General features: G+C 73.6%; 7 protein-coding genes. 5 read left to right on the forward strand and 2 right to left on the reverse strand.

All coding sequences use genetic code 11. The annotated features are described in order from the left end of the window. Positions 1 to 110: 110 nt before the first annotated feature. Together FB457_RS20535 and FB457_RS20540 are read right to left on the reverse strand one after the other, a co-directional pair. Positions 111 to 1115, reverse strand: a complete 1005-nt coding sequence (locus tag FB457_RS20535) for a metallophosphoesterase (protein WP_047016764.1) — start codon at positions 1113 to 1115, stop codon at positions 111 to 113. Positions 1116 to 1544: 429 nt separating this feature from the next. After that, entirely contained in the window at positions 1545 to 2639 is a 1095-nt protein-coding gene (locus FB457_RS20540) for a LacI family DNA-binding transcriptional regulator (RefSeq protein ID WP_047016765.1), read from the reverse strand. Positions 2640 to 3142: 503 nt separating this feature from the next. Between FB457_RS20540 and hisC the strand changes: the two genes are divergently transcribed. The 5 genes from hisC (at position 3143) to FB457_RS20565 (ending at position 12749) form a co-directional block, all read left to right on the forward strand. Beyond that, a complete protein-coding gene (gene hisC, locus FB457_RS20545) occupies positions 3143 to 4219 on the forward strand; it encodes a histidinol-phosphate transaminase (RefSeq protein ID WP_047020111.1) in 1077 nt (358 codons plus the stop codon). Positions 4220 to 4535: 316 nt separating this feature from the next. Beyond that, positions 4536 to 6059: a cytochrome ubiquinol oxidase subunit I gene (locus FB457_RS20550; protein WP_145782751.1), complete on the forward strand. Its 1524-nt coding sequence runs from the start codon at positions 4536 to 4538 to the stop codon at positions 6057 to 6059. An 18-nt stretch (positions 6060 to 6077) separates the two neighbouring features. Continuing rightward, the gene (gene cydB / locus FB457_RS20555; RefSeq protein WP_145782753.1) at positions 6078 to 7157 is read left to right on the forward strand and encodes a cytochrome d ubiquinol oxidase subunit II; all 1080 of its coding nucleotides are present in this window, start codon (positions 6078 to 6080) and stop codon (positions 7155 to 7157) included. A 1-nt stretch (position 7158) separates the two neighbouring features. After that, the gene (gene cydD, locus FB457_RS20560; protein WP_145782755.1) at positions 7159 to 11040 is read left to right on the forward strand and encodes a thiol reductant ABC exporter subunit CydD; all 3882 of its coding nucleotides are present in this window, start codon (positions 7159 to 7161) and stop codon (positions 11038 to 11040) included. Further along, complete coding sequence (locus FB457_RS20565; RefSeq protein WP_078898324.1) at positions 11037 to 12749, forward strand: sensor histidine kinase; 1713 nt, start codon at positions 11037 to 11039, stop codon at positions 12747 to 12749. Before cydD ends, FB457_RS20565 begins: the two co-directional genes overlap by 4 nt. The last annotated feature ends 61 nt before the right edge of the window (positions 12750 to 12810 follow it).

The following is a 12810-nucleotide window of genomic DNA, read 5'->3' on the forward strand; positions in this document are numbered from 1 at the left end:
GGCCCTGGGCGGCAGAGCCTATTACCGATGGTAGAGCGCTTCGCGTATGGCGGATAAGTGTCTTTTCAGAAAAGGAGGTTCCGTATTAGAGCACGCCAGGCGGGCGCGCGCTACCGCCCGACCAGCGGAAGTCGCACGACAAGCAGTTTTCCGGCCATGGTGACCCCCCCGTCCATGGCGATGGCCAGGTCGTCCGCGTAGATGTGCGGCCCCTGTACGGAGGCGCCGCGCTCCTCGGGATCGGTGTCCTCGCTGGGCACTTCCCCGAGCAGATACGGGATCGGGCTGTGCCCGTGCACCAGCCGTTCGCCGCCGTACCGGCCCAGCAGTTCCCGTACCGCCGAGGGTCCCGTCTCCTCGTCACGGAAGGCGAAACGCTTGGTGAACTTGCGGAAGAGATCCCATACCTCGTCCGCCTCCGAGCGGGCGAGGATGTCGTGGATGGTGTCGTTCACGCCCTCGATGGAGTCGCCGTAGTCGAGGTACGCGGTGGTGTCGGAGTGCACCAGGAGGTGGTCGTCCTCCTCGTGGATGGCGTCGAGCCGCGCCATCCACTGCAGGTGGACGTCCTCCAGCCGCTCCATGTCGGTGCGCTGACCGCCGTTGAGGAGCCAGGCGGCCTGGAAGGAGGCGGTGCCGGCGCCGGAGTTGACCGGCGTGTCGCCGAAGCGCTTGGCGCCGAGCAGCAGCAGCTCGTGGTTGCCCATGAGCGCCTTGCAGTAGCCGCCGGCGGCCGCCGCCTCGGCGGACAGCCGCATGACGAGGTCGATGACGCCGATGCCGTCGGGGCCGCGGTCGGTGAAGTCGCCGAGGAACCAGACGCGGGTGTTCCCGGCGATCCAGCGGTCGGCCTCGTCGACGATGCCCTGGGCGCGCAGGGCGGCGCGCAGCTCGTCGAGATAGCCGTGGACGTCGCCGACGACGTACAGCGGGCCGTAGCCGCCGCTCTCGCCGCGCCTGATCACCGGCAGGTCGGCCTGGGTCGGGGTGTACCCGTCGTCGGCGTGCCCGAAGGCGTCACCGGCGGCCGGGGCCGCGGGGACGGGAGGCGCCGCCCCGGCGGGCACCCCAGCCGTGGTCCGCAGCCCCGGCGTCTGACCGGCCCCCTGTTGCATCGAACCCCTCCACCGCCTAGCCGTTCTGCCACCGGGACACGACCCGGCCGCCATGGGACCAGGTGCCACTCCCCCGTGCTGGTGGAGGAGATCCGCGGTGTGCGTGCGCCCATCATAGAAATGCCTGTCCCGCCTTGTGCGGTACCAGGGGCCGCCAATTGGCTCCGGCTGCGGAAGACGGCGCCCGCCGGACCACCAGAACCGGGCAAACGGGGCACGACCGGCGCGAGTGAGGGCGGGGTGGGGCCACCGGGATCATGAGTCGCCGTACGGCGCGGGTGCGGGCGGGTCCGTGCCGGGCGGGCGCGGCGGGGCATCGCCCGGGGTGTGTCGCGGTGCCCGAGGGGGCATACGGCGGGGTCCGGCGGCGGGGGTGCGGGTGGCCGTACGAGCCGGGCGTGAGCCGGGTCGTACGGCCGGAGGACTCCGCTACGCCGGGCGGCGCGGGGCGCTGACGACCGTACGCGGCGGGCGGCGCTGCGAGGACGCCCGCACGATCAGATCCGTCGGTATGACCTGCTCGATGGGCCGGCCCGCGTCGACTCCCTCGATGGCGTCGATCAGGAGCTGGACGACCGCCGTGCCGATGCGGCGCGGCTTGAGCGAGAGCGTGGTGATGGGCGGGTCGGTGGAGGCGTAGCCCGGGGACTCGCTGCAGCAGACGAGCATCAGGTCGTCGGGCACCCGCAGGCCGTAGCGGCGGGTGGCGGCGAGGAGGTCGGTGCCGTTGGGGTCGAAGAGGCCGTAGACGGCGTCCGGGCGGTCCGGGCGGGCGAGCAGCCGGTCGGCGGCGACGGCGCCCGCGCGGGGGTCGTGGGCGGGGTAGGACTCGTACACCGGGTCCTGTCCGACGCGCTCGCACCAGGTGAGGTACGCGGTGGTGGACAGCCGGGTGTAGGTGTCCGTGCTGGTGCCGGTGAGCAGTCCGATGCGGCGGGCGCCGGCGTCGGCGAGGTGGTCGAGCAGGTCGAGGACGGCGGCCTGGTGGTCGTTGTCGACCCAGGCGGTGACGGGCAGGGAGCCGCCGGGGCGGCCGTCGCTGACGACGGGGATGCCCTGCCGGACGATCTCGCTGACGACGGGGTCGCCCTCGGCCGGATCGATGACCACGGTGCCGTCGAGGGCCACGTTGGACCACACGTCGTGCCGCGAGGTCGCGGGGAGGATCACCAGCGCGTACCCGCGGGCGAGGGCGGCCGAGGTCGCGGCGCGGGCCATCTCGGCGAAGTACGCGAACTCCGTGAAGGTGAACGGCTCTTCCCCGTAGGTCGTCACCGTTAAGCCGATGAGTCCGGACTTGCCGGTGCGCAGCGCGCGGGCGGCTGCCGACGGCCGGTAGCCGAGGCGGTCTGCCACCTCGCGGACGTGCCGGCGGGTCGCTTCCGGCAGCCGGCCCTTCCCGTTCAGCGCGTCGGAGACGGTGGTGATCGAGACGCCCGCGGCGGCGGCGACATCCCGGATGCCCGCCCGCGCCAGCTTACGGCTGGGCGGCCGGCTCACTTGCGGTTGAATCGAGCCGGTCATGCGCCTTCTTTCTTCAAGCACGTACGTGGTCCCCCGTGCAAGCCGTGTAGTCAGGCAGGCTTGTCATCGCGAGCTGATAGTAGGGCTCGGATGGCTCGATTGCGGGAGAATCCGAACCGTAACTGACAGGCACGATTCTGCAGGAGCGCAACGGTCAAACGACCATGGAATGCCAAGTGGTTGCACCATTGTCGGCCATCGGTCCATGGCGCAAGCTGGGTGGCACCTGCCATGGCACGAAGGTCTCGAAGAGGTCTCAGTCACCTTCACGGGTGATGCGCGCCATGGCGTCCGCCACCCGTGCGCGCCAGGGTGGATGCGCCCCCTGCGGGTGCGGCCCCGTCCGCGGCAGGCGGAACGGGCCGGCGGGAACGGCGCGTAACGGCAGGGTACGGGCTCGGTCGAGGAGGACCGCGGTGACGAAAGACAAGACTCCCAGGGCCGCTGGGGCCGCTGAGGCCGCTGAGACCCCGGAGGCTGCCGGGGCTGCTGCGACGCCCAGGCTGCGGGCCGCGCTGGCGGGCATTCCGACGTACAAGCCGGGGAAGCCGGCGGCGGGTGCGGGGCCGGGGGCGGCGGCGTACAAGCTCTCCTCGAACGAGAACCCCTACCCGCCGCTGCCCGGCGTGCTGGCGGCGGCGGTCGCGGCGGCCGGGAACTTCAACCGCTACCCCGACATGGCGTGCGCCGCGCTCACCGCGGAGCTCGCCGAACGCCTCGGCGTGCCGCCCGGGCACATCGCCACCGGCACAGGTTCCGTGGGGGTGGCACAGCAATTGCTGCAGGCGACGGCCGGGCCCGGGGACGAGGTGATCTACGCCTGGCGGTCGTTCGAGGCGTACCCGATCATCACGCAGATCTCCGGCGCGCGGTCGGTGCGGGTGCCGCTGACGGCGGAGGAGCGGCACGACCTGGACGCGATGGCGGACGCGGTGACGGACGCCACCCGGCTGATCTTCGTCTGCACGCCGAACAACCCGACGGGCACGGCGGTGCGCCGCGGGGAGCTGGAGCGGTTCCTCGACCGGGTGCCGGAGGACGTGCTGGTGGTGCTGGACGAGGCGTACTGCCAGTTCGTCCGGGACGACGGCGTGGACGGGGGCATCCCGGACGGGCTGGAGGTCTACCGGGACCGGCCGAACGTGTGCGTGCTGCGCACCTTCAGCAAGGCGTACGGGCTGGCGGGCCTGCGGGTCGGCTTCGCGGTGGCGCACGAGCCGGTGGCGGCGGCGCTGCGGAAGACGGCGGTGCCGTTCGGGGTGAGCCAGATCGCGCAGGAGGCGGCGATCGCGTCGCTGCGGAGCGAGGACGCGCTGCTGGAGCGGGTGGAGTCGCTGGTCGGGGAGCGCACGCGGGTGCGGGAGGGGCTGCTGGCGCAGGGCTGGACGGTGCCGGAGACGCACGCGAACTTCGTCTGGCTGCGGCTGGGGGAGCGGAGCATGGACTTCGCGGCGGCGTGCGAGGCGGCGGGCGCGGTGGTCCGGCCGTTCGCGGGCGACGGGGTCCGGGCGTCGGTGGGCGAACGTGAGGCGAACGACATCCTGCTGGCGGTGGCGGAGGAGTTCCGGAAGGAGCTGTAAGCGGGGGCCGGCGGCGGCCGGCCGGGCGGGGCCGGAGCGGTGCTCGCACTGGTGAGCGCCGCTCTCCCGTGCGGGCACCGCTCTCGGACTCTCCCCCCATCACCCCCTAGACCTGCCGAAACAAGACGTAGGGGACCCCCCTGAAGGGCCGGGGAACCGCTGTGCCACACTGGGCCTTGTGAATGTGAACGCATTCACGAGCGGCGCTGTTCGCAGAGGTTTACCCCTGTATGCCATGCCGCCACGGCCCCACCCGGCCGACAGGCGCATGGATCATCGGTCAGAGCCGCGCCCGTGATCGCGGAGAGGAGACCTCGTGGATCTGGCACTCGCCCCGGAGACCCTGGCGCGCTGGCAGTTCGGCATCACCACCGTCTACCACTTCCTCTTCGTCCCCCTGACGATCTCCCTCTCCGCCCTCGTCGCCGGACTGCAGACAGCCTGGGTACGCACCGGCGACGAGAAGTACCTCAGGGCGACGAAGTTCTGGGGCAAGCTCTTCCTCATCAACATCGCCATGGGCGTGGTGACCGGCATCCTGCAGGAGTTCCAGTTCGGCATGAACTGGTCCGACTACTCCCGCTTCGTCGGCGACGTCTTCGGCGCCCCCCTCGCCTTCGAAGCCCTCATCGCCTTCTTCTTCGAGTCCACCTTCATCGGCCTCTGGATCTTCGGCTGGGACCGGCTGCCGCAGAAGATCCACCTCGCCTGCATCTGGATGGTCGCGGTCGGCACCGTGCTCTCCGCCTACTTCATCCTCGCCGCCAACTCCTGGATGCAGCACCCCGTCGGCTACCGGATAAACGAGGAGTCCGGCCGCGCCGAGCTGACCGACTTCTGGCGCGTGCTCACCCAGAACACCGCCGTCGCGCAGTTCTCCCACACCATCACCGCGGCCTTCCTCACCGGCGGCGCGTTCGTCGTCGGCATCGCCGCGTACCACCTCATGCGCGGCCGGCACGTCGCCGTCATGCGCAGCTCGTTGCGGCTGGGCCTGATGACGATGGTCGTCGCCGGGCTGCTGACCGCGTTCACCGGCGACCGGCTCGGCAAGATCATGTACGACCAGCAGCCGATGAAGATGGCGTCCGCCGAGGCCCTGTGGGAGACCGAGGCGCCCGCGCCCTTCTCGCTCTTCGCCATCGGCGACGTCGACAAGGGCCACAACAGGGTCGCCATAGAGGTCCCCGGCGTGCTGTCGTTCCTCGCCCACGACAACTTCTCCGACGAGGTCCCCGGCATCAACCCCACCAACGAGGAGCTCAAGGAGAAGTACGACGACAAGTTCGGGCTCGGCGACTACCGGCCCAACATCCCCGTCGCGTACTGGAGCTTCCGCTGGATGATCGGCTTCGGGATGTCCTCCCTCGGCCTCGGCATGCTCGGGCTCTGGCTCACCCGCCGCCGCTTCTGGCTCGCCGACCGGCTCCGTACCGGCGCGGACGAGGTCCCCCGACTCGCCCTCACCAAGGACCGCGAACTGGGCGCGCGCCTCGGCGGCTGGTACTGGCGGCTCGCCTTCTACACCCTCCTCTTCCCGCTCGTCGCCAACGCATGGGGCTGGATCTTCACCGAGACGGGCCGCCAGCCCTGGGTCGTCTACGGCGTCCTGCCCACCTCCTCCGCCGTCTCCCCCGGCGTCTCGCAGGGCGAGGTCATCACCTCGCTCAGCGTCTACACGCTCCTGTACGCGGCCCTCGCCGTCATCGAGGCCAAGCTGATGATCAAGTACGTGAAGGCGGGGCCGCCCGAACTCACCGAGTCCGACCGCAACCCGCCGACGAAGATCGGCGGCCACGACCGCGAGGACTCCGACCGGCCCATGGCCTTCTCGTACTGAGGGAGAGGGGATCACACCATGGAACTGCACGTCGTCTGGTTCGTCCTGATCGCCGTCCTGTGGACCGGCTACTTCTTCCTGGAGGGCTTCGACTTCGGCGTCGGCGTCCTCACCCGGGTGCTGGCCCGCGACCGCGCCGAGCGGCGCGTGCTCATCAACACCATCGGCCCCGTCTGGGACGGCAACGAGGTCTGGCTGCTCACCGCGGGCGGCGCCACCTTCGCCGCCTTCCCCGACTGGTACGCCACCCTCTTCTCCGGCTTCTACCTGCCCCTGCTCCTCATCCTCGTCTGCCTCATCGTCCGCGGCGTGGCCTTCGAGTACCGGGCCAAGCGCCCCGAGGAGCACTGGCAGCGCAACTGGGAACTCGCCATCTTCTGGGCCTCCCTGCTGCCCGCGTTCCTGTGGGGCGTGGCGTTCGCCAACATCGTGCGCGGGGTGCAGATCGGCCCCGACAAGGAGTACGTGGGCGACGTCTTCGACCTGCTCAACCCGTTCGCGCTGCTCGGCGGGCTGGTCACCCTCTTCCTCTTCACCTTCCACGGCGCGGTGTTCACGGCGCTGAAGACCGTCGGCGACATCCGGATGCGGGCGCGCCGGCTGGCCGCCGTCCTCGGCACGGCGACGGCCGCGCTGGCGCTCGGGTTCCTGCTGTGGCTCCAGGCGGACACCGGCGACGGGCGGAGCCTGGTGACGCTGATCGTGGCGGTGGCGGCGCTCTTCTGCGCGATCGGCACGGTGGCGGCGGGCCGGGAGGGCTGGTCGTTCCTCTACTCCGGGGTGACGATCGTGGCCACGGTCGCGACGCTGTTCCTGGCTCTGTACCCGGACGTGATGCCGTCGAGTCTGAACCCGGCGTGGAGTCTGACGGCGGAGAACGCCTCGTCGACGCCGTACACGTTGAAGATCATGACGTGGTGCGCGGGGATCGCGACACCGGTGGTGCTGATGTACCAGGGGTGGACGTACTGGGTGTTCCGCAAGCGCATCGGTACGCAGCACATCGCGCCGGAGGCGCACGCGGCGGTCGCCGCGGGCGGGGCGGGCGCGGACGGTGCGGGTGCGGACGGTACGGAGACCGGCGGGACGGGCCGGTGAGATGAAGCCCGTCGACCCGCGCCTGGCCCGCTACGCCCGCGCCACCCGGCTCTTCCTGCTCGCCACGGTCGCGCTCGGCGCGGCCGGTGCGGGGCTGGTCATCGCGCAGGCGGTGCTCATGGCGGAGATCGTCGTCGGCGCCTTCGAGGACGGCCTGCCGGCCGCCGCCCTCCTTAGGCCGCTGCTGCTGCTCGCCGCGGTCGCCGCGGGGCGGGCGGTGGTGAGCTGGCTGACGGAGCTGGCCGCGCACCGGTCGAGTGCGGCGGTCAAGTCGGAGCTGCGGATGCGGCTGCTGACGGAGGCGGTACGGATCGGAGGTTCCCGTGCTCCGGCGCGGGCGGGGGCGGCGGGCCCCGAAAAGCAGGACACGGACCGCCCGGAGACGCAGGCCGCGGACGGCGCCGCCGGGGGCGAACTCCGTACCGGCGAACTCGCCGCCCTCGCCACCCGCGGCATCGACGCCCTGGACGCCTACTTCGCCCGCTACCTGCCCCAACTCGGCCTCGCCGTCGTCGTCCCCGCGGCCGTCCTCGCGCGCATCGTCACCGACGACTGGGTCTCCGCCGCGATCATCGCCGGCACCCTGCCGCTGATCCCGGTCTTCATGACGCTCATCGGCTGGGCCACCCAGGCGGCCACCGACCGCCAGTGGCGCACCCTCTCGCGACTCTCCGCCCACTTCCTCGACGTCGTCTCCGGCCTGCCGACGCTCAAGGTCTTCGGCCGCGCGAAGGCGCAGGCCGACAACATCCGCACCATCACCGCCGACTACCGGCGCGCGACGATGCGCACCCTGCGGATCGCCTTTCTGTCGTCGTTCGCGCTGGAGTTGCTGGCGACGATCTCGGTGGCGCTGGTCGCGGTCACCATCGGCATGCGGCTGGTCCACGGCGAACTCGACCTGTACACCGGCCTGGTGGTGCTCATCCTGGCCCCGGAGGCGTACCTGCCGCTGCGCCAGGTCGGCACGCACTACCACGCCGCGGCGGAGGGCCTGGCGGCGGCGGACAGGGTCTTCGCGATCCTGGAACGGGGCGAACCCCGCGAAGCCGAGGCACGCCCGACCGCACCGGCCACGGGCACGGGCACGGTCCCGGCGCCAGCGCCGGCGCCGGCGGACTCGACGACCGCAGCCGCCACGGCAACCGCAGCCCCGGCCCCGCACGCCCGCCCAAGGGTAGGCGCCCCCACCGACAACGCGTGCCCGGACGCCCGCCACGCGGACCTCGTCCTCGACGGTCTCGTCGTACGGCACGAAGGCCGGACCGAGGACTCCCTTCCGCGTACGGACCTCACCCTCCGCCCCGGCGAGACCGTGGCGCTCACCGGGCCCTCCGGCGGCGGCAAGTCGACGCTCCTCGCGGCGCTCCTGGGCCTCGTGCCCCCCGCGTCCGGCCGGGTGCTCATCGGCGGGCGCGACCTCGCCGGGCTGGACCTGCCGAGCTGGCACGCACAGGTCGCCTGGGTACCGCAGCGGCCCGCGCTCTTCGCCGGCACCATCGCCGACAACGTCCGCCTCCCCCGCCCCGACGCCACCGACGCCGAGGTCGTGCGCGCACTCCGCGACGCCGCCGCCGGCGACCTCGACCCCGCCGCCGTCCTCGGCGAGGGCGGCGCCGGCCTCTCCGCCGGGCAGCGGCAACGGGTCGCGCTCGCACGGGCGTTCCTCGCCGACCGGCCCGTGGTCCTCCTCGACGAGCCGACCGCCGCCCTCGACGGCGACACCGAGGCCGCCGTCACCGCCGCGATCGCCCGGCTGGCCCGGGGCCGCACGGTGCTGCTCGTAGCGCACCGCCCGGCGCTGCTGGGGGTGGCGGACCGGGTGGTGCGACTGGGGGAGGGCCGTCCGCCGGCTGCCGCCGGGACGCACGCGGTACGGGCCGGGGCGGAGGTGCCGGCGGCCCGTTCCGTACCGGAGCGGGCCGGCGAGGGCACGTACGGCAGCGGATCGTACGAGCCGGAGGAGGCGCCCCGCGGCGGCAGCGCGCTGCGCACCACCACCGCCCGCGGGCGGCTGGCGCTCGCCGCGCTGCTCGGCGCGCTGGCGCTCGCCTCCGCCGTGGGACTCATGGGCGTCTCGGGGTGGTTGATCTCCCGGGCCTCCGAACAGCCGCCGGTGCTCTACCTCATGGTCGCGGTGACCGCCACCCGCGCGTTCGGCATCGGGCGCGCCGTCTTCCGCTACGCCGAGCGCCTCGTCTCCCACGACGCCGTGCTACGGATCCTCGCGGACCTCCGCGTCGCCGTGTACACCCGGCTCGAACGCCTCGCCCCCGCCGGCCTCGCCCCGCACCGCCGCGGCGACCTGCTGACCCGGCTCGTCGCGGACACCGACACGCTCCAGGACCGCTACCTGCGCTGGCTGCTGCCCGTCTCCGCAGCCGCGCTGGTCGGCGCCGGGTCCGTGGGGATGGCGGCCGTGCTGCTGCCCGAGGCGGGCGCCGTGCTCGCGGCCGGGCTGCTGGCGGCGGGCGTCGGGGTACCGCTGCTGGCCGTGGCGACGGCCCGGCGGACGGAGGCCCGGCTCGCGCCGGCGCGGGCGGCGCTCGCGACGGAGGTCGTCGACGTCCTCACCGGCACGGCGGAACTCGCCGTCGCCGGCGCGCTGCCCCGCCGTCTCGCCGCCCTCCGCGACGCCGATCGCCGGCTGACCCGTATCGCCGCCCGCAGCGCCGCGGCGCTCGCGCTGGGCGCGGGGCTGTCGGCGCTGATCTGCGGGCTGACCGTGGTGGGGGCGGCGGCTGCCGGGGCGCAGGCGGTGTACGAGGGGCGGCTGCCCGGCGTGTGGCTGGGGGTGGTGGTGCTGGGGACGCTCGCGGCGTTCGAGGCGGTGAACGGGATGCCGCTGGCGTTGCAGCAGCGGGCCCGGGTGCGGCGGAGCGCGGCGCGCGTGGACGAGATCCTGGACGCGCCGCCGCCGGCCGCGGAGGGCACGGGGCGGCCGCCTTCGGATCCGTTCCCGGTGACGCTGACGGGGGTGGTGGCGCGGCATCCGGGGCAGGCCGGGCTTGCGCTGGACGGGGTGGATCTGGCGCTGACGCGGGGGCGGCGGGTCGCGGTGGTGGGTGCGTCGGGGTCGGGGAAGACGACGCTGGCGCACGTGCTGCTGCGGTTCCTGGATCCGGTGGCGGGTGCGTACCGGCTGGGGGAGGAGGGGGAGGGCACCGCTCTCGACCCGGAGCGTCGCTCTCCGGAGCACCGCTCTCCCGCGAGTGCACTGCTCTCACACGAGAGCACCGCTGACGCCCTCGTCTGCGACCCCGACGCCGTACGCCGCCTCGTCGGCCTCTGCGCCCAGGACGCCCACCTCTTCGACAGCACCCTGCGCGAGAACCTGCGCCTCGCGTGCATCGACGCCACCGACGACGACCTGCGCGAAGCCCTCGCCGCCGCCCGCCTCCTCGACTGGGTCGACACCCTGCCGCTGGGCCTCGGCACCCCGGTCGGCGAACACGGGGCCCGGCTCTCCGGCGGCCAGCGCCAGCGCCTCGCCCTGGCCCGCGCGCTCCTCGCCGACTTCCCCGTGCTCGTGCTCGACGAGCCCGCCGAGCACCTCGACCTGCCCACCGCCGACGCCCTGACGGCCGACCTCCTCGCCGCCACCGAGGGCCGGACGACGGTGCTGATCACGCACCGGCTGACGGGGCTGGAGGCGGTGGACGAGATCGTGGTGCTGGAGCGGGGCCGGGTGGTGCAGCGCGGGACGTACGCGGAGCTGGCCGAGGCTAACGGCCCGTTCCGGCGCACGCTGCTACGGGAACGGGCGCACCCGTCCCCGTACCCGTACGAGACCGCGGACGGCCGCGGCGCACCCGGCGAGCCCCACGTAACCGACAATCCCGACTTTCCCCACCGAGAGCCGCTTATTACCCTCGGGACATGACCGCTGCCGAGTCCATGGACGCCGCCGCCCGCGCCACCCGCGGACTCCAGGGCGTCTCCAGCGAGCTGGCCGAGCGCGTGACGCAGTTGCTGGCCGCCATGCGGTCCATCGGCACCGGGCTGCAGCTCCACCCCACGCTCGACGTGATCGCGCAGACGGCGGCGGAGCTGGCGGGAGCGCGGTACGCGTCGATCGTGGTGATCGACGAGCAGAGCGGTGACCTCGACGAGTTCGCGTCGTACGGCGTGGATGAGGTGGACCGGGCGCGGCTCGACGCGATCCCGGACGCGCCGGGGACGACGCTGACGGTGCCCATCGACGTGGACGGGCGGTACTTCGGCGACCTGGTGCTGGCGGAGAAGCGCGGCGGCGGCCGGTTCCTCGACGACGACCTGCACCTCGTCCGGATCATCGCCACCGAGGCGGGCATCGCCATCGGCAACGCCCGGCTGCACCTGGAGACACGGCAGCGGGAGCGGTGGATCGACGGGGCGCACGCCGTGACGACCGCGCTGCTGTCGAGCGCGGACGCGCGGGATGCGCTGGGGGTGATCGCGGAGCAGGCGCGGGGGCTCGCGGACGCGATGGCGGGAGTGGTGCTGCTGCCGCGCTCGGGGGGCGAAGAGGCGGGTGTGGCGGGTGGTCGGGGTGGTGCGGGCAGGTCCGCCGGGCCGGAGTGGCTGGAGGTCGTGGCGGTGGCCGGCGAGGGGGTGGACGACCTCGTGGGGCGGGTGCTGCCGTCGTACAGCCCGACCGTGTGCGCGCTGCTGGCCGGCAAGGAGGTCTTCCTCGACGACGCCGGCGCCGACCCGCGGGCGGTGAGCGACGGCGCGGAGCGCTTCGGGCCGTGCATGATGCTGCCGCTGCGGAGCGGGAAGAAGGTGCTCGGCGCGCTGTCACTGCCGCGGGCGCCGGGGGCGCGGCTGTACCGGGAGTCGGAGAAGCAGTCGGCGACGCAGTTCGCGGGGCAGGCGGCGCTGGCGCTGATGCTGTCGGAGATGCAGCGGGACCGGGAGCGGCTGGCGGTGTACGAGGACCGCGACCGGATCGCGCGGGACCTGCACGATCTGGTGATCCAGCGGTTGTTCGCGACGGGGATGCAGTTGCAGGGGGCGAAGCGGCTGGAGCGGGCGCCGGAGGTGCGGCAGCGGATCGACGCGGCGGTCGACGCGCTGGAGCTGACGATCGAGGAGATCCGCGGCACGATCTACGCGCTGCAGCAGGAGCCGGCGCAGGCGCCGACGGGGCTGCGGGCGCTGGTGCTGCGGGAGGTCGCGACGGCGGCGGGCCCGCTGGGGTTCCAGCCGTCGACGAGCTTCGTGGGCGCGGTGGACGAGCGGGTGGACGAGCGGATCGCGCGGCACCTGCTGGCGGCGCTGCGGGAGGGGTTGTCGAACGCGTCGCGGCATGCGGGGGCGGGGGCGGTGGGGGTGGTGGTCGACGCGACGGCGGAGCTGCCGGACGGGCGGGACGCGGTGCGGCTGACGGTGGCGGACGACGGGCAGGGGCTGCCGCCGGACGCGGACGGACGGCGGAGCGGGCTGCGGAACATCGAGCGCCGGGCGGAGGAACTGGGCGGGCAGGCGACGTACGGGCCGGGGCTGGGGGACTGCGGCGGGGGGACGTCCCTGATCTGGGAGGTCCCGCTGACGGCCCCGGCCGGCGAGCCGGGCGGCGGCCCGGGGGCGGCGGGGGCGGCCGCGGCGTAGAGGGCCGGGGGCGGGGGCGGCCGCGGCGTAGAGGACCGGGGGCGGAGCAGCGCCCGCGCGG

The organism is Streptomyces sp. CNZ287, from assembly GCF_007827615.1.